The organism is Winogradskyella ludwigii, assembly GCF_013403985.1.
Taxonomy (GTDB): domain Bacteria; phylum Bacteroidota; class Bacteroidia; order Flavobacteriales; family Flavobacteriaceae; genus Winogradskyella; species Winogradskyella ludwigii.
In genome coordinates this window covers 288,916-310,117 of record NZ_JABFDF010000001.1, presented here as the reverse complement: position 1 = coordinate 310,117, position 21,202 = coordinate 288,916, and the positions used below count along the sequence as shown (strand labels likewise).

18 protein-coding genes are annotated in these 21,202 nt (G+C 31.7%); 9 read left to right on the top strand and 9 right to left on the bottom strand.

Going from position 1 to position 21,202, the window contains the following annotated elements; genetic code table 11:
- Positions 1 to 15: 15 nt before the first annotated feature.
- Both HM981_RS01290 and HM981_RS01285 read right to left on the bottom strand, forming a co-directional pair.
- Positions 16 to 2,313, bottom strand: a complete 2,298-nt coding sequence (locus HM981_RS01290) for a M56 family metallopeptidase (RefSeq protein WP_179336775.1) — start codon at positions 2,311 to 2,313, stop codon at positions 16 to 18.
- Positions 2,314 to 2,315: 2 nt separating this feature from the next.
- Positions 2,316 to 2,675, bottom strand: a complete 360-nt coding sequence (locus tag HM981_RS01285; RefSeq protein ID WP_179336774.1) for a BlaI/MecI/CopY family transcriptional regulator — start codon at positions 2,673 to 2,675, stop codon at positions 2,316 to 2,318.
- A gap of 156 nt (positions 2,676 to 2,831) precedes the next feature.
- Between HM981_RS01285 and HM981_RS01280 the strand changes: the two genes are divergently transcribed.
- Entirely contained in the window at positions 2,832 to 3,782 is a 951-nt protein-coding gene (locus HM981_RS01280) for a calcium/sodium antiporter (protein WP_179337655.1), read from the top strand.
- A 136-nt stretch (positions 3,783 to 3,918) separates the two neighbouring features.
- On the opposite strand, the gene HM981_RS01275 is transcribed toward HM981_RS01280, so the two are convergent.
- Positions 3,919 to 5,766: a T9SS type A sorting domain-containing protein gene (locus HM981_RS01275; RefSeq protein WP_179336773.1), complete on the bottom strand. Its 1,848-nt coding sequence runs from the start codon at positions 5,764 to 5,766 to the stop codon at positions 3,919 to 3,921.
- A 460-nt stretch (positions 5,767 to 6,226) separates the two neighbouring features.
- The gene (locus HM981_RS01270) at positions 6,227 to 7,252 is read right to left on the bottom strand and encodes a glutamine synthetase beta-grasp domain-containing protein (RefSeq protein ID WP_179336772.1); all 1,026 of its coding nucleotides are present in this window, start codon (positions 7,250 to 7,252) and stop codon (positions 6,227 to 6,229) included.
- A 184-nt stretch (positions 7,253 to 7,436) separates the two neighbouring features.
- On the opposite strand from HM981_RS01270, the gene HM981_RS01265 reads away from it, so the two are divergent.
- From HM981_RS01265 to HM981_RS01255, 3 genes are all read left to right on the top strand, one after another.
- A complete protein-coding gene (locus HM981_RS01265) occupies positions 7,437 to 9,623 on the top strand; it encodes a glutamine synthetase III family protein (protein WP_179336771.1) in 2,187 nt (728 codons plus the stop codon).
- A gap of 682 nt (positions 9,624 to 10,305) precedes the next feature.
- Positions 10,306 to 11,484 carry an AIR synthase related protein gene (locus tag HM981_RS01260; RefSeq protein ID WP_179336770.1) on the top strand — a complete coding sequence of 393 codons (1,179 nt, stop codon included), beginning with the start codon at positions 10,306 to 10,308 and terminating at the stop codon, positions 11,482 to 11,484.
- 9 nt (positions 11,485 to 11,493) lie between these two features.
- The gene (locus HM981_RS01255) at positions 11,494 to 12,498 is read left to right on the top strand and encodes a DUF3078 domain-containing protein (RefSeq protein ID WP_179336769.1); all 1,005 of its coding nucleotides are present in this window, start codon (positions 11,494 to 11,496) and stop codon (positions 12,496 to 12,498) included.
- 14 nt (positions 12,499 to 12,512) lie between these two features.
- Here the strand turns inward: HM981_RS01255 and HM981_RS01250 are convergent, their stop codons facing one another.
- Both HM981_RS01250 and HM981_RS01245 read right to left on the bottom strand, forming a co-directional pair.
- Complete coding sequence (locus tag HM981_RS01250) at positions 12,513 to 13,172, bottom strand: ATP-binding cassette domain-containing protein (RefSeq protein WP_179336768.1); 660 nt, start codon at positions 13,170 to 13,172, stop codon at positions 12,513 to 12,515.
- 59 nt (positions 13,173 to 13,231) lie between these two features.
- Positions 13,232 to 13,519: a hypothetical protein gene (locus HM981_RS01245; protein ID WP_179336767.1), complete on the bottom strand. Its 288-nt coding sequence runs from the start codon at positions 13,517 to 13,519 to the stop codon at positions 13,232 to 13,234.
- Between the two features lie 196 nt (positions 13,520 to 13,715).
- Here HM981_RS01245 and prfA point away from each other — a divergent pair, with 196 nt between their 5' ends.
- From prfA to HM981_RS01225, 4 genes are all read left to right on the top strand, one after another.
- Entirely contained in the window at positions 13,716 to 14,792 is a 1,077-nt protein-coding gene (gene prfA, locus HM981_RS01240) for a peptide chain release factor 1 (protein ID WP_179336766.1), read from the top strand.
- A 101-nt stretch (positions 14,793 to 14,893) separates the two neighbouring features.
- On the top strand, positions 14,894 to 15,313 hold the full coding sequence (locus HM981_RS01235) for a hypothetical protein (protein WP_179336765.1): 420 nt from the start codon (positions 14,894 to 14,896) through the stop codon (positions 15,311 to 15,313).
- The gene (gene pyrF, locus HM981_RS01230; RefSeq protein ID WP_179336764.1) at positions 15,313 to 16,134 is read left to right on the top strand and encodes an orotidine-5'-phosphate decarboxylase; all 822 of its coding nucleotides are present in this window, start codon (positions 15,313 to 15,315) and stop codon (positions 16,132 to 16,134) included. The genes HM981_RS01235 and pyrF overlap by 1 nt, the downstream gene beginning before the upstream one ends.
- Positions 16,135 to 16,222: 88 nt before the next feature.
- On the top strand, positions 16,223 to 17,005 hold the full coding sequence (locus HM981_RS01225; RefSeq protein ID WP_179336763.1) for an ABC transporter substrate-binding protein: 783 nt from the start codon (positions 16,223 to 16,225) through the stop codon (positions 17,003 to 17,005).
- Positions 17,006 to 17,173: 168 nt separating this feature from the next.
- Here HM981_RS01225 and HM981_RS01220 read toward each other — a convergent pair whose 3' ends face one another.
- Together HM981_RS01220 and HM981_RS01215 are read right to left on the bottom strand one after the other, a co-directional pair.
- Complete coding sequence (locus HM981_RS01220) at positions 17,174 to 17,371, bottom strand: Lacal_2735 family protein (protein ID WP_179336762.1); 198 nt, start codon at positions 17,369 to 17,371, stop codon at positions 17,174 to 17,176.
- Between the two features lie 74 nt (positions 17,372 to 17,445).
- Positions 17,446 to 18,156 (bottom strand): DUF4197 domain-containing protein, encoded by a 711-nt coding sequence (locus HM981_RS01215; RefSeq protein WP_179336761.1) that lies wholly within the window; start codon positions 18,154 to 18,156, stop codon positions 17,446 to 17,448.
- Between the two features lie 283 nt (positions 18,157 to 18,439).
- Here HM981_RS01215 and HM981_RS01210 point away from each other — a divergent pair, with 283 nt between their 5' ends.
- Entirely contained in the window at positions 18,440 to 19,570 is a 1,131-nt protein-coding gene (locus HM981_RS01210; protein WP_179336760.1) for a TlpA family protein disulfide reductase, read from the top strand.
- A gap of 327 nt (positions 19,571 to 19,897) precedes the next feature.
- On the opposite strand, the gene HM981_RS01205 is transcribed toward HM981_RS01210, so the two are convergent.
- Positions 19,898 to 20,998: an OmpA family protein gene (locus tag HM981_RS01205; protein ID WP_179336759.1), complete on the bottom strand. Its 1,101-nt coding sequence runs from the start codon at positions 20,996 to 20,998 to the stop codon at positions 19,898 to 19,900.
- Positions 20,999 to 21,202: the final 204 nt, after the last annotated feature.

Sequence of the window (21,202 nt, the reverse complement as noted above, 5' to 3'; positions counted from 1 at the left end):
TTTTTTGTTTACGAGTTAATAACCTTCAAGCTCGAGTTCACTAGTTCTTACTACTAATGCATTCTTAACTATACCAAATTCTATATTGGGAATTCCATAGTTGTTTTTATAGCTTGCGCTGCTTTTTTGTCCTTCTTCATTGTTAAGACTGATTTTTATACTTATAATCTCTCCTGATTTATTACGTTTTAATTTTGAGTATTTGACTAAGATACCTTGTTTTTCTAAAATGGTTTTTTGAGCTTCTAAAATATGATTTTGACTAGTTTTTGAGATGTAAACTAAAGATGCACTTTTTGAGATGTCTTCTATATCAATGTAAGTTGTGCTATACGATATGCTCAATGGACTAGCTTTTTCGTTGCTTTCATCGTCTGGAGTAAAAATAAAAGTTTTACCCTCTGTAACGTCATTTTTGTTTTTGGAAATAACTTCTACAGCGCCATTGGCGCCTTTGTCTCCATATTTTTCTTTTGCTTCTTTGCCTTTTAAAACATTTAAGCTTAAAACGGTTTCTTTTGAGTATACTTTTAATAAATCTGATTTAGATATTTCTTTACCATCTAAGATATATAATATGTTCTCATTAGGAAATTGGTTGTCTAAAATGGCATTATTAGAAGTTCCTGTTTTATTCGGTTTTGTTTTGATAATAATAACACCATTTTTACCTTTTTTTAGGCCGTAAGCATTAATTGCATCTTTACCTTTTAAAACAGTCATGCTTTCAATGTCATCAGGATTGACAGATTTTAAATATTCCGATGTAGCAGGTTTACCCTCTACAATTATTAATGGTTTTGGATTCTGAAGATCATGACTCGTATTGTAAATTGCCTTATTTGATGGGTTGTGTATAGTAATCTCTTCACTTATTATTTTAGGATTAGATCCGTCTTCATAATAAAAATCAGATTTTGTGCTAGTTGGACTTTTAATCTCTAACGAATCTATCGTGAAATAAATAGTGTCTTTCGAGTTTTTACTAGAGACTAACCGTTTAATATAAGTTTTGTGTTTAGGATTATGAGATTTAAAATAGGTACTATCTTCAACTATAACTACTAAAGTGTCGTGATCAATAATTTGGTTTTGAAGATTTTGTTGCTCTTGAGTTTCTTCTATGATATAAATTTCTTTTAAATGATCTTCATCTTGAATTGAACTAACTCCAAAATTGCCATTGTCGTTCATTTCAAAATAGAATGAATCTATACCAGTGTTATCTTTAACATTATAATTTGTAGACTTGTTTTCGGTTTTGAAATCAATATTAATGGCTGTAATCTCATTTTTACTATTTCGCTTTATGCGTTTTATAGTCATAGTAACACCTTTGGATTTTAAAAGTGTTTTAAACTCTTCTAGGCGATCGTCGTTCATTTGGTTTGTGAACTTTAGCTTTATGCTTTCGTATGTAATTGAATCTTTTGTACTTGTTGTTTCAGCTTCAATATAAACCTCTTCCGTATTCATACTAATGAGTAGACCAGCTAAAAGTGGTAACATAAGTAAGTATTTCAATTGATTTTTTTGTTTTGATCTCGATTTGTTTAACATAAGTATTCGCTTTTTGATTGATGAATTATAAAAATTATTAGATAATATGGTGTTGTGATTAGCAACACTAGTTTTTAATAATAAATGCTGATATTCTTTTTTAGAATTCGATAAAGATTGTGTTTTAGAATCTGCGATATACTCTAAATTTTGACGAATTTCTTTTCTGTATAGCCAAATTAATGGGTTGAACCAAAACACTGCACAGGCAGCTTGAGTTAATAAAATATCTATAGAATGTAATTGGTTAGCGTGTACTTTCTCATGTGTTAATATAAGTTGAAGTTCTTCCTTTTTATAAGATTCTGGATTATAAACAATCCATTTAAAAAATGAAAACGGTGAGATTTTAGTGTTTACAATGACATAAGTGAAACGCTTCTCTTTATGTTTTGGATTTTTTAGAAGGAGTAAAACTAAAGATCCAAACTGAAGCACAAATTGAATTAAAAATACAGACAATCCAATTCCATATAATATAGGTATAAGTTTAAACCAATCAAATGCGGCTTTAGTTTGTGTTTGAGTCACAAAATTTGAAGGTAATGTTTGAATAAATGCTGTTTCTTGAATTGTTATAGTTTCTATAGGAATATAAACAGGGATTACAATTAATGGAAAAACCAAGGCCAAAATTAAGCCTGATAAAAGAAACCATCTATTATGTTCAAAAAACGTTTCCTTCTTCAGAAAAATGTAAAAACATAAATACATTAAGGTAATTACGACTGATGCTTTAAATAGATATTCCATAATTATTTTTTGTTTTCTATTAAGGCAATAATCTCTTTGAGCTCATCAACGCTTATTTTTTCTTCTTTTGCAAAAAAGGAAACGACGTTTTTATAAGAATTATTGAAGTAATTTTCAATAGCAGTATTCATAAACTTAGTTTTGTAGTCCTCTTTAGTTACTATAGGGAAGTATTGGTGTGTTTTACCATACGCATTATAACTTACGTAACCTTTTTCTTCTAGATTTCTTATAATAGTAGAAAGCGTATTGTAATGGGGTTTGTCTTCCTTTATTTCGGCTAATACATCTTTTACAAAAGCTTTTTCTAGCGTCCATAAAATGTGCATTATTTCTTCTTCTTTATTTGTTAGTTTTTGCATGATGCTATTTTTTACTTCTCAAATGTATAACTATTTTTTTAGTTATACAACTAGAATAATAGTTGTATAACGAAACATATAGTTTTAGTTTCTCTGAAAATGAAGTATTATCTTCGCGTTTTTAAGATAAACAAGAACTTAAATAATAGATTGGAGATGAGTGTGTTTTGGGTAATTGCAGGTTTAGCATTATTAGTTGTAGGTGGTGATTTTTTGGTAAGAGCTTCTGTAGGTCTGTCTTTTAAACTTAAAATTTCTAAATTAGTTATTGGGATGACGGTTGTGTCTTTTGCAACATCAGCCCCAGAACTGTTAGTGAGTTTGCAAGCGGCTTTAGAAGGAGTTTCGGATATTGCATTAGGTAATGTCATAGGGTCTAACATTGCTAACATCGGATTGGTTTTAGGGATTACAGCTATAATTTCTCCTCTAGCAGTAGATAAGGAGTTTTATAAGCTAAATTGGCCAATGATGATGTTGTTGTCATTTGTACTTTATTATTTTTTAAAGAACGATGGGGTTTTAACAGCTATTGAGGGAGCAATTTTGTTAGTAGCTTTAGTGATTTTTCTAGTTGTTTTAATTAGAAGTTCTCGGAAATCTACAAAAGCAAATATAGATGAGGTAGATGATGCGCTAGCTGCTGTTTCTAACTTTAAAATAATAATGTGGTTATTAATTGGAGCCGCAGGATTATATTTTGGTTCGCTTTGGTTAGTAGATGGAGCAAAAGAATTAGCAACAACAATAGGTATTAGTGATTATGCGATTTCGGTTACTGTAATTGCAATAGGGACTAGTGTGCCGGAATTAGCAGCTTCTGTTATTGCAGCTCTAAAGAAGGAAAAAGCCATTTCGTTAGGAAACCTTATTGGTTCTAATATCTTTAATATCGCTTCTGTTCTAGGGCTTACAGCGATGATTAAGCCTATCGTTGTTAATCCAGAAACTCCGGAGATATTATCGACCAACATTTTTTGGATGATTGGTTTTGCAGCTATTTTAATTCCATTTATTATCATTCCTAAACGTTTTGAAATAGGTAGAATTAAAGGGTTTTTGTTGTTTGGTGCTTATTTGGCATTTATATATATAGCCTTGAAATAACCATTAGGTTTATATTTAAGTTGATTAGAGTTATAACTTTAGTCTAAAGTTGTAACACGTAAAAAAAGAAAGCCTCTTGAAGATATCTTCAAGAGGCTTTTTATATAGTAATAGAATTACTAATAAGTTGTTTTATTTATTTTGTAACAATAAACTTCTCTGTAATGCTAGAGTTACCAGTTGTAACCTTATACATGTATAAACCTGAAGCTAGATTGTTGGCGTTAAATTCAGCTTTGTAAGATTGTCCAGAATAAGCTTCTCCATTAAAGATTTGACCAACTTTACGACCATTTATATCAAATACCTCAATAGTTACATCACTAGTAGCTCTTGGTGTGAATTCTATATATGAAATACCATTTGTTGGATTAGGATATGTTTTAAAGCCTAATTCATTAGCGTTTACATTATCTACGCTTAATAAATTGTAATGAGCTGTAGCGTAAGCTGGGTAGTTAAATGGCTCACAAGTTCCAACAGCAATTACTCCATCAAGATCATAAGCGTCTTCAGTTGTAGATAATTCATTGTTGTTTACAACTTTTACATAATAGATAAAGTCAAAATCTCCAGCATCTGAAATGTCAATTGCATTATTTGATTTACAAACAGTACCTGCAAAATGATAATTGATATTATCTGCAGAAACATAAATATCAGCAAATTCATTATATGTGTCACAACCCCAAGTGTTTTGGAATGTAGTTTCTACAACAACTAAATCTGGACCAGCTTGATTGTAAACAGCACCACCAAATGTTAATGTGATTTCTCCACCATAACCAAGAGTAGTAAATACATACGCGTCAGTTCCTTCAGGTTCACCTAAAACATTTTCTGGAGTTTCAGTTCTAATAGCGTCAATTACTCCACCGTTCTTTTTTGTTCCTTCAACATAGTTTAAGTAATCTAAAGCATAACATCCAGCAGGAGTTGGGTCAATAGCTTCATTACAGCCTGTTAAGGCTACAACACCATCTAAATCAAAACCATCTGTAGAAATAGATCCAATAGGTGTAGTATCCACGATTTTTACTTCTGTAATATAGGCAAGAGCAATAGGTGCATTGCTAATGTCTAAATCTCCAGCATCGTCAGTAAGTACAGATCCTATTAAATAAAAGTCTATGCCATTTTGAGAAACATAAATATCCGCAGATTCTGGGTAGCTTGAGAAAGAAGCATTACCAAAAGTAGTTTCAACAACTTCGATATCTGGTCCTGCGTTATTATAAACAACACCGTTAAAACCTATAGTAACTTCTCCACCATAACCTAATGATAAGAAATTCATTGAATCATCCATTTCTGGTTGACCTAAAGCTTTGTCAGTGTCCATGCGATCCGCAACATTTAATGGTGCTCCTGTTTCATTTGTTCCTGGAACATAGTCAATAGCGAACGAACCATAGCAAACATCACTAGGTATTTCTTCACATCCATTAATTGCTTCAATACCATCAAGGTCATAACCGTCAAAAGAAGATCCTGTTGTAGTATCTGTAATTCTAATTTGAATAACATATTCTAAACCAGTAGTTGAGATGTCAACAGATCCGTCACGGCAAATAGTACCATATTCAACCCATGTTGTTCCATCTTGAGATAATTCAATTAAAGCATTTTCGTCATCAGATCCACTACAGGTATCACCAGAAAATGAAGTTTCATAAATCATGATGTCATTTCCAGCTTCGTCATAAACGGCACCTCCTAAAGATAGTGTAATAGTTCCGTTGAGTCCTAAAGCATAAAATCCGCCAGCAGCGTTAGACTTGTCTGGTGTGTATAAAGCGGCAGATACATCAGAACGATCTGCACTTACAGCAGTTCCATCTGATTTCAAGCCTTGAGTAGCTGTAACCACTTCAACGGCATTACAGCTGTCCTGTGAATTGCCTTGAAATGCATTCAAGTTAATTGAAGCCAACGTTGCAGCTCCGCATAAAACAGGAAGTAAAAGTTTAGTAAATTTTTTCATATTGATTAAAATTATGATTAATAACATATCAATATTATGAATGTATTTATGCAGTACCTAAATAAAACGAAGACAGTCAATAAAGCTCGATAAAAAGATGAAATTTCTTTAAAATGCAGATTTAACCGTTACAAGGATATTCTCACAGTATCCTATGGCAACTTTTATAATTTTAAATATTGAGTTGGTTTTTTAAATAGTTGTGGTTCTTGTGTTTACTAAGTGTTAAATGAGTAATTATGATTTTTGAAAGCAAAATGTATATCCGTTAAACGGAGAGAGAGGTAAGTAGATTCTTTGATGGTAAAAGTACAATCAATCAGTGTTATTGTTGCTGCTTAGATGTATATTTTTAATGTTATTATTATAATGAGTAAAATTAATTGAAATAATTACGAAAGAAAAAGTCGTTTAGAAAATAAATTCTAAACGACTTTTTGATGTGTGTTATTATGCTTAATTAAGAGATATTAGCGCTTTTTACAGTTTTAATAATTCTACCAGCAATTTTGTATGGATCACCATTAGAAGCTGGTCTTCTATCTTCTAACCAACCTTTCCAGCCTTTTTCAACTGCAATAATTGGAATACGGATTGAAGCTCCTCTATCAGAAACTCCCCAAGAGAAATCTGTAATAGCTGCTGTTTCATGTTCACCTGTTAAACGTTGGTCGTTAAACTCTCCGTATACGGCAATATGTTCTTTAACAACAGGGCGGAAAGCTTCACAAATTTTTCCATAAGTTTCTTCAGAACCACATGTTCTTAAAACTTCGTTAGAGAAGTTAGCATGCATTCCAGATCCATTCCAGTCCATATCCTTACCTAATGGTTTTGGATGATAGTCAATATAGTAACCATATTTTTCAGTTAAACGGTCTAATAAATATCTAGCAACCCAAATTTCGTCACCAGCTTTTTTAGCTCCTTTAGCAAACAATTGGAATTCCCATTGTCCAGAAGCAACTTCTTGGTTAATACCTTCAAAGTTTAATCCAGCATCGATACAAAGATCTGCATGTTCTTCAACTAAACCTCTACCATGTGTGTTTTTTCCTCCAACAGAACAATAGTACATTCCTTGTGGTGCAGGATACCCACCAATTGGGAAACCTAATGGCAATTGTGTTTTAGTATCCATAATGAAATACTCTTGCTCAAAACCAAACCAGAAATCATTATCATCATCATCAATAGTAGCTCTTCCATTAGAAACGTGTGGTGTTCCATCAGCGTTTAAAACTTCTGTCATTACTAAATATCCATTAATTCTATCTGGGTCAGGATAAATAGCGATAGGTTTAAGTAAACAGTCAGAAGCTCCACCGACAGCCTGTCTTGTTGACGATCCGTCAAAAGACCACATACCTAACTCGTCTATGGTTCCTTTAAAATCTTCGTGCTCTTCTACTTTTGTTTTACTTCTCAAATTTTGAGTTGGGAAGTACCCATCTAACCAAATGTATTCTAATTTAATTTTTGCCATAATGAAAATTTTGTTGTTTTCTATAAAAATTATAGTTACAAATATTGCTTTTTTTTTCTTTTGGTCAAAAAAAATAGGGCACTTTAGGTAAAATGTTATTAATTATTATTGATAACCCTATTTGTTTATGGGTAGGTTGATCTATTTTAAAGATTTTGTATTTTTGCCCCAAAATATTATCAATATGTCAACACTTAGATTTCATGCTGTAAAAGCATCATTAAAGAGGAAGCCATTAAAAATTAAAGACGTAAAACGACGTTCCGAAATTTTTGGAGCAAATGTTTTTAATGAACCCTCTATGCGCCAATATCTCACTAGTACAGCGCTTAATAGTGTATTGGAAGCTATTGATAAAGGCACAAAAATTAATAGACTCGTTGCAGATCATGTTTCAACAGGAATGAAAGAATGGGCCATTTCTAAGGGCGCAACGCATTATACACATTGGTTTCAGCCGTTAACAGGTGCAACAGCAGAAAAACATGATGCCTTTTTTGAAACAATAGGTGATGGTTTAGCTATTGAGAAATTTGGTGGAGACCAACTCGTACAACAAGAGCCAGATGCCTCTAGTTTTCCTAATGGTGGCATTAGAAACACGTTTGAAGCAAGAGGTTATACGGCTTGGGATCCAACGTCTCCTGCATTTATATATGATAAAACTTTATGTATACCAACCGTTTTTGTGTCGTATACAGGTGAAGCTTTAGATTTTAAAACTCCGCTTTTACGAGCATTGCAGGTGGTAGATAATGCTGCTGTTGCAGTTTGTAAATACTTTGATAAAAATGTGAAAAAAGTTAATGCGTCTTTAGGTTGGGAGCAAGAGTATTTTTTAATTGATAGCGCTTTAGCAGCCTCTAGACCAGACATTTTAATCACAGGAAGAACTGTTTTAGGACATTCTCCAGCAAAAGGTCAACAGCTCGATGATCATTATTTTGGAACTATTCCTGCAAGAGCAATGGCTTATATGCGAGACTTAGAGCATCAATGTATGCTGCTTGGTATTCCGGTTAAAACAAGACATAACGAAGTAGCTCCAAATCAATTTGAATTAGCACCAATTTATGAAGAAGCCAATTTAGCAGTAGATCATAATTCGTTATTAATGGATGTGATGCAAAAAATAGCCAAGCGTCATAATTTTACTGTGTTAATGCACGAAAAGCCGTTTGCAGGAGTTAATGGGTCTGGAAAGCATAATAATTGGAGTTTAAGTACTAACACAGGTGTTAATTTATTATCGCCAGGAAAAACACCAATGAGTAATCTTCAGTTTTTAACATTTTTTATAAACACCATTAAAGCGGTTGAAACTCATGAAGAGTTACTAAGAGCGGCTATTGCTTCTGCTAGTAATGATCATCGATTAGGTGCTAATGAGGCACCTCCTGCTATTATTTCTATTTTTATTGGCGAGCAGTTAACTAAAGTTTTAAAAGAGTTAGAAACGGTTACTAAAGGAAAATTATCTCCAAAAGAGAAAACAGATTTAAAACTTAATGTCGTTGGTAAAATACCAGAAGTTATATTAGATAATACAGACAGAAATAGGACGTCACCTTTTGCTTTTACTGGTAATAAATTCGAATTTAGAGCCGTTGGTTCTACCGCAAATTGTGCCAATCCAATGACCGTTTTAAACACCATTGTCGCTAAACAGTTAATGGATTTTAAAGTTGAAGTTGATGAACTAATTGACGAAAAAGCAATGAAAAAAGACGATGCTATTTTCAATGTTTTAAGAGAGTATATAAAAACGTCTAAAGCTATTTTGTTTGAAGGTAATGGCTATAGTGCAGATTGGGAAAAGGAGGCTAAAAAACGCGGCTTAAGTAATAATAAGACCACACCTGAGGCTTTGAAAATTAAAAAGGCCAAATCTACTATCGAACTTTATAATAGTTTAGGGATAATGAATAAGATAGAGACCGAAGCACGTTATGAGATTGAAATGGAAGATTACAGTCATCATATTCAAATAGAAAGTCGCGTAATTGGAGATATTGCTAGAAATCATGTGGTACCAACTGCTGTAAAATATCAAAATGTATTAATAGAAAATGTTACAGGTCTTAAAACAATTTATGGCGATCGATTTAAAGATTTTGCTAAAGCACAATTAACACTAATTGAACAAATATCAGAACATATAGAAGCTATAAATTCATCAGTTACCAAAATGATAGAAGCGCGTAAAGTATGTAATCAACAAACAGATTTAGAAAAAAGAGCGAGTGGTTATTGTAAGGAAGTGAAACCATTTTTTGAAGAAATTAGATATCACTGTGATAAACTAGAATTAATGGTTGATGATGAATTGTGGCCTTTAACTAAATATAGAGAGCTTTTATTTACCAAATGATATTATAGCAGTAGTTTAGGGTTTTAATGAATGAAGTTCATGTCGATGAAATACGTATTTATACGTACGTAATGAAATCGAAAATAAGCAAAATATGTCGTTTGTCGATAACTTTAAACTAGTTATCGAAAAGGAGTGATTTTCATCCGAATTTATTATGGTTGTCACTTTAACGATAGGTTTGTTTTGTATCTTTGTAGGGCTATTAATCAATACCTATAAAAATGAAAAAGTTACTGCTAAGCGTAGCAATACTTATCGGAGCAACACTACTTCTTTCACAAGATAATTCAGATGAATTGAATAATCTTAATCAAGATGATGTTGCAAGTGTTCAGGTAAAGTTACCCTTGAATCTTAAAAATTAAGGTAAACATATAAGGTGAATTTAGAATTTGCCTTTTTAAAGAGAAAAGATAAAACTGATGATTCGGTTTTATCTTTTTTTTTTGCAATTTTAATCACTTTTAATGTGGTCGTTGGTGGATGTGTATTCTTTAAATATTGCGCACTATAGATTAACATTTATTCCAAACTTATACATTCAGTTAAAGGAAATTGTCTTCACTGTTTATTTTCTTAACAAGAAGAAAATGAAAACTGTAATTAATTCCAGTCAAATCATTCCTTATAATTAAACACAATTCTTACTTTTGCAACACCTATTCCAATAAACTGTACTATGAGTAATTCGGTGAGTAAAAGATATGCACAACGAGGTGTTTCTGCTTCAAAAGAAGATGTCCATAATGCCATTAAGAATATAGACAAAGGTCTATTTCCTAAAGCATTCTGTAAAATAGTTCCAGATTATTTAACTAATGATGATGATTATTGTTTAATCATGCACGCAGATGGTGCAGGTACAAAGTCATCATTGGCATATATGTATTGGAAAGAAACAGGAGACTTATCTGTATGGAAGGGTATAGCACAAGATGCCTTAATAATGAATATTGACGACTTACTTTGTGTTGGAGCGACAGATCATATTATGTTGTCTTCAACTATAGGAAGAAACAAGAATCTAATTCCTGGAGATGTAATTTCTGCAATTATCAATGGAACAGAGGATTTAATAGAGGATCTAAAATCTTTTGGAGTTACTATTCACTCTACAGGAGGAGAAACTGCTGATGTCGGAGATTTGGTAAGAACCATAATTGTAGACTCTACAGTGACTGCTCGTATAAAACGAAGTGATGTTATAGACAATGCTAATATAACTGCAGGTGATGTTATTGTAGGTTTAGAATCCTTTGGTCAAGCATCTTACGAAACCGAGTATAATGGAGGCATGGGAAGTAATGGCTTAACATCAGCAAGACACGATGTGTTTTCTAAATATTTAGCCGAAAAATATCCTGAAAGTTACGATGCTGCTGTGCCTGAAGATTTAGTGTATTCAGGTCATACTAAATTAACTGACGCTGTAGAAAATTCACCAATAGATGCAGGGAAATTAGTCTTATCACCAACACGAACCTATGCTCCAATTATAAAAGCTATTTTAAATGCTTATAGCAGTGAAGAAATTCACGGTATGGTGCATTGTAGTGGTGGTGCGCAAACTAAGATACTTCATTTTATAGACGAACTTCATATTGTAAAAGATAATATGTTTAAAGTTCCTCCGTTATTTAAACTGATTCAAGAACAATCTAAAACAGATTGGAAAGAAATGTATCAAGTTTTTAATTGTGGACATCGAATGGAGTTGTATGTAAAACCTGAGGTTGCTAATGCTATTATTGAGATTTCAAAATCTTTTAATGTTGAAGCTAAAATTATAGGAAGAGTAGAGGCTTCTCAACATAAGAAGCTTACAATTACAAGCGAATACGGCACATTTATGTATTAATTTTTAGGTATGAAAAACTATTCGTGGTTTATTTTTGGTGTATTTGCATTATGTTGTACTGTCCTTTCTGCGCAGCCAGACTCTTTATATTTTAAGAAAAAAAAGAATGAACCTATTAAATTAGGTTGGAGAACAGTAAAAGAAGTGGGTTTAAACGTTAATCAGGTGTCTTTTACCAATTGGAATTCTGGTGGAACCAATTCTATTTCAGGAATTATAACAGGTAAAGCTGAAGCAAAATATAAACAAGAAAAATGGTTTTGGAATTCTAATTTTAACGTTCGTTATGGTTTAAATAAGCAAGACGATCTTAATGTTAGAAAAACAGAAGATGTTATTGAAGTGATTTCTAATATTGGTTTAGAAAAAGATCCCAAAAGTAACTGGTTTTATTCGTCAAAATTTAGTTTTAATACACAATTAGCCAATGGATACACGTATCCAGATCGAGATAATCCAATATCTAAGTTTTTAGCGCCAGGATATATGTTTTTTGGTTTGGGAATGGAATATGGGCGTTTTATTGAGCGTATGTCTTTTTATGCGTCTCCGTTTACATTAAAAACAACGTTTGTTTTAGATGAAGAATTAGCAAATGCAGGTGCTTTTGGTGTAGATCGTGCCATTTATGATTTGGAAGGCAATGTGATACGAGATGGCAGAAAAGTAAAACAAGAATTAGGTGTTTTATTAACAAATCAATACGAAGAAGAAGTATTTGAGAATATAAAAGTCACTAGCCTTTTACGATTGTATACCGATTATATTAATAGTTTTGGAAATATAGATTTGGAGTGGGAGCTTAATTTTGATATGAAAGTTAATAGGTTTGTTAAAGCTACATTAGGTTCGCATCTTAGATATGATAATGATATTAAGATTGAAGTAGAGCGTGATGAATTAACCAATGAAGAAAACGTAATTGAAGGTCCAAAATTACAATGGAAACAAATTTTAGGAGTTGGTGTGGTTGTTGATTTGGATAATCTAATTAAATCTAATTCATCATCTTAATGCATTCTAGGTTTTTATAGGCTTCCTACACTCAAATACTTGTAATCTTCAAGTTCTGTAAGTTTATCTATCTTTTTTGTAGTGCCATTTTTTAGTAGGTAAATATTATCTGACGCTTCAATGATGTGTTGGTACATATGATCAGAAATTACAATCGCTTTTGTCTGCTTCTCTTCAACAATCATTTGTTTTACAGTTTCAATGTGTAGAGGTGATAAATGTGAAAAGGGTTCATCTAAAAACACAATTTTACTTTTCGTTTTCAGAATAATATAAGTCTCAATGATGCGTCGTTCTCCTCCTGACAATGCTTTAAATCTAGAATTTTCATAGATTGAAAATGCCTTAAATTTTTCAATAAAAACAGTCCAATTCAATTTATATAATTTAAATATAAATGACAATTTAAACGTGTCAGGAATAAAATTGTATTGCGGAAGATATTTGGAAAACCCTGTCAAATACAAAGGTTTTAAAAACGGTTTATGGTTTAATCTAATCAACATGTATTTCGGTTTTAAATTTCCGAAAGCAATATTTAATAAACTACTTTTTCCACAGCCATTTCTACCTAAAATAGCTGTGACTTGTCCTGTTTCAGCTTTAAGGTAAATACCATATAAAATGCGTTTGTTTTTGAAGTAAAGTTCTACATTGTCTAGTTCAAATATCATTTAATTATTATAAAAAATCTGTAATTTTATTTTTTGCTACACGGCTTTATAAACAGCACTTAAGTAAATTCATTAAAAACGGTTAGGTAAGTAATAGTTAACAGGCTATCCACAATAAACATAATAAAAAAGAGCTTAAAAGGTGATATGCCTAAATTCTTATAAAATGTTAATTTACGCTTGTTTGGCGTTTCGCTCACATAATACCATGCAAAAACCGTAAGAAATAGTTTGGTAAATAGGGCAGGTGCCACATACGGATTGAAAAACGCAATTATGACATTTGCAATAAAAGACCAAACCACAAACGGTTTGTAAAAGGTAAGTATAGCTAGGAATCGATACATACTATAGCTATAACGTTTGTTTTGTGTAGTTTATTTTTGAAAAGTTAAGCTTATCGCTTTTTTATGTAGTTTTTATTTTAAAGTAGATTTCAATAACACGAACTAGTACCAACGATTTGAATCATTTATTCCTAAGAAGCCTTTGTTCTTTTTTCTTAAAAAAATCGTATTTTTGAACTTCAATTTTTGAAGATAGATGTTAGAGAAAATACAAATTATAAATCAACGTTTCGATGAGATCAATGATCTTATCATTCAGCCAGATATTATATCAGATCAGCAACGCTACACTAAGCTGATGAAAGAATACAAGGATCTTAAATTAATTGTAGACAAAGGAGCTGTTTACAAAGAAGCCTTAGAGAATAGTGCTGAAGCTGAAGAAATCATAGCAGATGGTTCTGATGCCGAAATGGTAGAAATGGCAAAAATGCAACTTGATGAAGCCAAAGAAGCTATTGAGAAATTAGAAGGAGAGATTCGTTTTATGCTTATTCCTAAAGATCCAGACGATGCTAAAAATGTCGTGGTTGAGGTACGTGCAGGAACAGGTGGAGACGAAGCTAGTATTTTTGCAGGTGATTTATACAGAATGTATTCTAAATACTGTAGTGATAAAGGCTGGAGAGTTGATGTAGTAAGTACAAGTGACGGAACTTCTGGTGGATTTAAAGAAATTATTTTTGAAGTTTCTGGTGAAGATGTTTACGGAACTTTAAAATTTGAAGCTGGTGTGCATCGTGTACAACGTGTGCCACAAACCGAGACACAAGGTCGTGTACATACAAGTGCAGCAACAGTTATGGTGTTGCCGGAAGCAGAAGAATTTGATTATGAATTAGACATGACTGAAGTACGTATAGAGCGTACAACATCTACAGGTCCTGGAGGTCAGTCAGTAAACACAACGTATTCTGCAATTAAGTTACATCACGAGCCAACAGGTATGATTGTAAGCTGTCAAGATCAGAAATCATCACATAAAAACTTAGAGAAAGCTTTAAAGGTTTTACGTTCACGTTTATATGATTTAGAATTAGCAAAACAACAAGCAGCAGATTCTGCTAAACGTAAAAGTATGGTAAGCTCTGGAGATAGAAGTGCTAAGATTAGAACGTACAACTATTCTCAAGGTCGTGTAACCGATCATAGAATTGGTTTAACACTTTACGATTTATCAAATATCATTAATGGTGATATTCAAAAAATAATAGACGAATTAATGTTAGCTGAAAACACCGAGTTGTTGAAAGCTGATGATGATTTAATTTAATAAATTCCTGCGAAAGCAGGATTTTTTATAGTATACGATGAGTCTTTTTCATAATCATAAGAATTTAAAGTATTACGATTTGTAAAAGTAAGACCAACAACATGGCAAAAATAAGAATCGAACGAAGTTCTGAATGGAATAATAAAGGTCGAAAAATTGGAGTTTACATCAATGATATTAAAGTTGGAACCGTTAATGACGGAGAAACTGAGGAGTATGAAGTAGAAAGTGGAGTCAATGAGGTTTATTGTAAAATCGATTGGTGTAGAAGCCCAAAAATTAAACTCAATAGTGTCCAAAATGAAACAAAGACTTTAAGTTTAAACGGATTTAAATACGGAGTTTATATCATAAGAATCACATTAGGATTATTACTTCTATATTACCTTTTAAGTTATGCTTTTCAATTACAAGTTAATTTCTTAATCATAGTTATTGCTATGGGATTCTTATATCCTCTTTACTTTATAACACTAGGAAAAGATAAATATCTAAGGTTAATTGAATCAGTTACAAAATAATGACAACACAACAACTTACAGCCCAAATCCACAAAAAACAATCCTTTCTTTGTATTGGATTAGATGTCGATTTAAATAAAATTCCAAAGCATTTATTAAATGAAGAAGATCCTATTTTCGCTTTTAATAAAGCTATAATTGATGCTACACACCATTTATGTGTAGCTTATAAACCCAATACAGCGTTTTATGAAGCTTACGGAATTAAGGGTTGGCAAGCTTTAGAAAAAACAATCGACTATCTTAACGAAAACCATCCTGAAATTTACACGATCGCAGATGCCAAACGTGGAGATATTGGAAATACAAGCACCATGTATGCTAAGGCATTTTTCGAGGATTTAGGTTTCGATAGTGTTACAGTTGCACCTTATATGGGAAAAGATTCAGTAGAACCTTTTTTAGCATTTAAAGATAAACACACCATACTTCTAGCCTTAACGTCTAATCAAGGGGCTTTCGATTTTCAAACTAAAACAGTGGATGGTGTAGAGTTGTACAAGCAAGTCTTAGAAACTTCTAAATCTTGGGCAAATTCAGAAAATCTAATGTATGTTGTTGGTGCTACTAAAGCTGAGTTTTTAGCAGATATTAGAAAAATTATACCGGACAGTTTTTTATTAGTTCCTGGTGTTGGAGCACAAGGCGGTAACCTTCAAGACGTTTGTAAGTATGGTATGAATGATTCCGTTGGTTTATTAATAAATTCATCTCGTGGAATTATTTACGCTTCTCAAGATGCTGATTTTGCAAAAGCTGCCGCAGAAAAAGCAGAGGAATTACAGTTGCAAATGGCTGTGGAATTGAATGATCGTCATTAACCAAAAAGATGATTACGTAAATTGTCTCCATGATTAGGCTTTAGAAGTCTTTTAAAGTGCCTGATTTTTTAATTTTCGATACAGCTTTATGAATTATACAGACCAACTTAAACGAGAGATCCAACTAAAAAAAACACCCAAACGAATTGTCTCGTTAGTGCCATCTCAAACCGAATTGTTAGTGGATATAGGATTAGAAGCATCAATTGTTGGTGTCACAAAGTTTTGCGTACACCCAAAACATCTTCGAATGTCTAAAGCAGTGGTTGGTGGTACAAAGAAAATTAACATTGAAAAAATAAAAGCACTCAGGCCAGATATTATTCTTTGCAATAAAGAGGAAAATACTAAAGAAATTATTTCAGAATTAGAGGACATAGCTCTAATTCATATTAGTGACATTTACAATCTAGACGATTGTTTTGAGCTGATTAATATGTATGGGGAAATTTTTGATATTAAAAGGACAACGTCAACTTTAGTCTCAAATATTAAATTAGAACGCGAAACATTTCAAGTTCAACTTCAAAATAAAGCCAAGTTAAAGGTCGCTTATTTTATTTGGAAAGCCCCTTGGATGGTTGCAGCTTCAGAGAACTTCATTGATGTTATGGTAAACGAAGCTGGTTTTTCTAATGTTTTTGAAGCTGAAAAACGGTATCCAGAAATTGATTTAGATAATTCAAAATTAAAATCGGCAGATGTTATTTTTCTGTCTAGTGAACCTTTTCCTTTTAAGAACGATGATCTCGTAGAGTTACAATCTCAATTTCCTAATAAGACGATTAAAATTGTAGATGGAGAATTGTTTTCTTGGTATGGAAGTCGGTTGTTACGGTCTTATAACTACTTTCAAACACTTCACGATTAAACATGAAAAAGTCGATACCTAACTAAAATATCGACTTAAAAATTCTAAACTAACTGTTTTAAGATGTGACTAACTAACTCAATCTTTATGACACTACAAAGATGATTCTATTCTTAAAGTTAAATGTTAAGTGACTATTAGGATATTATTAAATGTAAGTTCAATAAATTAATTAGCTTGAAGCGTTGTGTCTCCAATTACGAATTTCAACTTGTTAATTTTGTGTAGCACTTTTGTCGCTTTGTACTCCGAGAAATCACTTAACGCATGATCTGTCGGTCTTAAATTGTAAGCATCTTCAATAAGTTGTTGATACTTTTTATTTAATCTTTTCTTTTTGTCTAGGAGTTTATTTAGGTTAGCCACAATTAAAATGCTTTAAAAATTAGTTACTTAAAATTAGTAATTAATTTTTAAAGCATATTCTATTTAACTTTTTTTTAATCCTGTAAAGCAAATACTTTCTTCAACAAATCAGAACTACGAGAAGAAACATTACTTCTAATTTCTTTTTCTTCAACAGCAATCATCGTATAAACACCTTTTAAAGCTTCAGTCGTTACATAGTCCGTTAAATCGGTATTAACATTGTTAGTTAAAGGTAAGTTGTTGTATTTAGTAATAAGGTTAGACCAAATTTTATCCGCTCCAACTTTACTAATAGAACTATTAATAACGGGTTTAAATTTGCTATAAAGTTCTGTTTCCGTCTTAGTTGTTAAATAAGAAGTTGCAGCATTATCTTGTCCTAAAAGAATATCTTTTGCGTCATCAAAAGTGATATCTTTTACTGCATTTACAAAAATAGGTGTTGCTTCAGATACCGCATCTTCAGCAGCTCTATTCAATACTTTTAAACCTTCGTCTGCTAAACTGCTTAATCCAATTTTACGCAGTGCGCTATCTACTTTTTGTAATTCTTCAGGTAAAACGATTTTTACTAATTCGTTTTTAAAGAATCCATCTTCAGCAGTTAATTTAGTTACTTGTTTTTCTATACCTAAGTCTAAAGCTTCTCTTAATCCAGAAGCAATATCGGCATTACCTAATATGTCAGAAGTTCCTTGTGGTAAAGAGTCTACAACTTGTTGTAATTCAGCACAAGCAGTTAAATTTAAAATAATAAGTAGGGCAAAAATTCTTTTAATCATAATATCGTTTTTAAGTGGTTAGCAAAGATAATTCATATTAACAAAGAAGACTTCAAATTTTAAGTTAATAATAGGTCACAATGTCTCTACAACTCTAAGCGTTCTTAAGCTTAGTTATCTAATTAATTTATTAGACTCTAATAATTGTAAATAGTCACATTTGGATTTACTATTAATAGAAGCTACTTTTATGCATTAGATACTATTAGTTTTTAGACAAAAGATTTAAAACGTTATTTTTAGCACAGTATTTGATTATCCATTAGTAAATTATTTTATACCTATGAGTTGTTTAAAAAAGAAACACTTTACTTTAATTATAATTTGCATCCTAACAGCAACATATTCTTACGGTCAAATTAAAGTATCAGAGTTTATTCAAGACTCAAAAATTGCTTCAGCAGAAAATAATAAACTCTATTTTATTGATTTTTGGGCAACATGGTGTGGTCCATGCATTACAGCAAAAGAACATTTAGGTGTTTTGCAAAAACAATTTCCTAATGATTTATATATTGTATCTCTTACAAAAGAGAGCCCTTTAACAGTAGAGCGTTTTTTGAAGGGGAAACCTACAGAATTGGCTATTGCTATTGATTATAATGGAGAAACATTTAATAGTTATAAAGTAGCAATTTTACCAGATGGAGTTCTAATTAATGCAGATGGAAAAGTATTATGGAGAGGAGGTGCACCAGATCTGAAGAAAGAAATGGTTTCCAAGTTTTTGAGGCAACAAAAAGGTGAATCTGCTCTAAATTCTGTGGTGAAAGTGTTAAAAGTTGAAGAAGAGATTATTGATGATTATATGCCAACAGAAGATTTAGAAATAAAAACAATTCTAAATAGTTTTGAAGATTTAGATATTTCAAATACGACTAATTATTTAAAATTATCGGGATCACTAAATCGTATTGTTAGTTATTTGGCAAAAATATATAAAAATCAAATTGTGTTAGAGGAAGGGTTAGACATGAATTATGAGATTTATTTTAAGAAACCTTTTGATAAAAATGAAAATTTAGCCGTTAAGCTTATTACTGAAATGAATCTTGACATTGAACGAAAATTTAGTGAAGGAGAAGGTATTAGTTTTGTGGTTGATTCCCCGAAATTTTGGAATACGGATCAAATTGATTGGGGAAAAAATAATGCGCAATATTTAGTAGATGATTCTCAGATTAAGGCAGATAATGTATCTCTAAGAGATGTAGCGTATCAATTGGCTTATGTTTTAGATATGCCTATAATAGTTCCAGATGATAACGAAATAAGCCTAACACTTCATGATTGGGATTTTCATTATAAGTTTTTTCAATTAATGCAATCAGATCTTGAAGATAATTATGGAATAAAGGCGGAGAAGAAAAAAATAACTTTCCCTGTTTACCATATACAAAAAATTGCACCTTAAAACGTGGCCTGTTTAATTATAAATTATCTTTATTCTCTAGAGCATCTGCTATATTAAAGTCTTTCCATAAATAGTCATTTTCTAAACTAAAAGATCAATTTTATTTAAAAGAATGATGTTTAATAAACGTTATAAAAACTACTAATCGAAGTGATTTTAAAAGCCTAAAGAACAAAATTGAAATTCTATATTAATGAGATGATGCCATGCATATACAATCCTTAAAATAGTTGTTATATTTTATAACCATAGGTAAGCATTAAAATTATACAAATAAAAAAGCTCCTTATTAGGAGCTTTTTGTATTATAAATGATATACTAAATTCTTAGTTACTTAAAACTCTAAATTCCGTACGTCTGTTTTTTTGATGTTGTGCTTCAGAACAATTAGATCCGTTAGAACATCTATTTGTTAATCTAGTTTCACCAAAACCTTTAGCTGTTAATCTACTTCTTGTAATTCCTTTAGACACTAAATAGTTAACTACAGAATTAGCTCTTTGTTGAGATAATGATTGATTGAAATCATCATTTCCGTTAGAATCCGTATGAGACATAATTTCAATGCTCACGTTAGAATCATTTAAAATTGGTAATAAAGTATCATCAATAGTCTTCTTAGAAGCTGCAGTTAATCTTGCACTACCTGATTGGTAAAATACAGGTAATACATTTGGATCTAATAATTCACAATCAACTTCTTCCCAAGTTGTAATACCTCCTTTTTTATCTAAAACAGTTCTAGTTACTGTTTTGAATTGTGCAGCAATTGTATTTGTAGATGTAGATGCAGGTGTTTCAATAACTCTTCTCTTAATCGTTGTGTATTCAGCAGGAATTTCAATTTCATCCATTCTAGAAGGTGTTTTAATAACACGCTTCTTGTAACTTGTGTTTTGCTCAGCAACAGGAATAGAATTTGTGCTAGCGTCAGAAGATAAAGTTGTAAAACCAACATCTTTAAATTGAGATGGGTACTCAACGAAACATGCAGCAACACAATCATCTTTGTTTACAGAAGGACAATCTTCTAATACTTTGTATTCCCATCCAGATGTTTTTGGGTAAACTTCAAAAGTTCTTGAATCATTTCCAAAAGATGCAGGTACAACTTTTAAATCTGTACGACTTTCTTGTTTAATGTAAGGTACATCTACATTTTCATAGGTAGCAGGTACGTAAACAAACTTCTTAGAAGCTTCTTTTACTAATACGCGGTCTTCAACCGTTTTGTATGTTGCAGGAGTAACTTGTAACGTTGTGTAGGCTGGATACGCTTGAATCGTTTCTTCAACCTCTTTAAAGGTATCTTTTGTAATACACTTTACGTAGCATTTACCTGGTTCTGGATTTGTTGGTAAACCTTGTGCTTGAGAAAATCCAATTCCAGCAACTAAGGAGACGAATAATAATAGTTTGTGTTTCATAAAATAAGTTAATAGTTAATAAATTAATTTTGTATTTATAGTAAAGGGTATTAACCTCTTACATATTATGAGACGCGATTATTTACTAAGAGTCACAATTAACTTGTAGTTCTAATGTTTTTTAGTATGAAGCAGTATGGTAATTTATGTCGTGAAACTACTAAATTCAGGAGGGGCAAGTAAATCTTAAAAAGACGAATAAAA

Coding starts and splice junctions, on each gene's coding strand:
- pyrF (WP_179336764.1), top strand. CDS start 15,313: ATGACAACACAACAACTTACAGCCCAAATCCACAAAAAACAATCCTTT.
- HM981_RS01285 (WP_179336774.1), bottom strand. CDS start 2,675: ATGCAAAAACTAACAAATAAAGAAGAAGAAATAATGCACATTTTATGG.
- HM981_RS01290 (WP_179336775.1), bottom strand. CDS start 2,313: ATGGAATATCTATTTAAAGCATCAGTCGTAATTACCTTAATGTATTTA.
- HM981_RS01255 (WP_179336769.1), top strand. CDS start 11,494: ATGAAAAACTATTCGTGGTTTATTTTTGGTGTATTTGCATTATGTTGT.
- HM981_RS01275 (WP_179336773.1), bottom strand. CDS start 5,766: ATGAAAAAATTTACTAAACTTTTACTTCCTGTTTTATGCGGAGCTGCA.
- HM981_RS01250 (WP_179336768.1), bottom strand. CDS start 13,172: ATGATATTTGAACTAGACAATGTAGAACTTTACTTCAAAAACAAACGC.
- HM981_RS01215 (WP_179336761.1), bottom strand. CDS start 18,156: ATGATTAAAAGAATTTTTGCCCTACTTATTATTTTAAATTTAACTGCT.
- prfA (WP_179336766.1), top strand. CDS start 13,716: ATGTTAGAGAAAATACAAATTATAAATCAACGTTTCGATGAGATCAAT.
- HM981_RS01265 (WP_179336771.1), top strand. CDS start 7,437: ATGTCAACACTTAGATTTCATGCTGTAAAAGCATCATTAAAGAGGAAG.
- HM981_RS01270 (WP_179336772.1), bottom strand. CDS start 7,252: ATGGCAAAAATTAAATTAGAATACATTTGGTTAGATGGGTACTTCCCA.
- HM981_RS01210 (WP_179336760.1), top strand. CDS start 18,440: ATGAGTTGTTTAAAAAAGAAACACTTTACTTTAATTATAATTTGCATC.
- HM981_RS01225 (WP_179336763.1), top strand. CDS start 16,223: ATGAATTATACAGACCAACTTAAACGAGAGATCCAACTAAAAAAAACA.
- HM981_RS01235 (WP_179336765.1), top strand. CDS start 14,894: ATGGCAAAAATAAGAATCGAACGAAGTTCTGAATGGAATAATAAAGGT.
- HM981_RS01205 (WP_179336759.1), bottom strand. CDS start 20,998: ATGAAACACAAACTATTATTATTCGTCTCCTTAGTTGCTGGAATTGGA.
- HM981_RS01245 (WP_179336767.1), bottom strand. CDS start 13,519: ATGTATCGATTCCTAGCTATACTTACCTTTTACAAACCGTTTGTGGTT.
- HM981_RS01280 (WP_179337655.1), top strand. CDS start 2,832: ATGAGTGTGTTTTGGGTAATTGCAGGTTTAGCATTATTAGTTGTAGGT.
- HM981_RS01260 (WP_179336770.1), top strand. CDS start 10,306: ATGAGTAATTCGGTGAGTAAAAGATATGCACAACGAGGTGTTTCTGCT.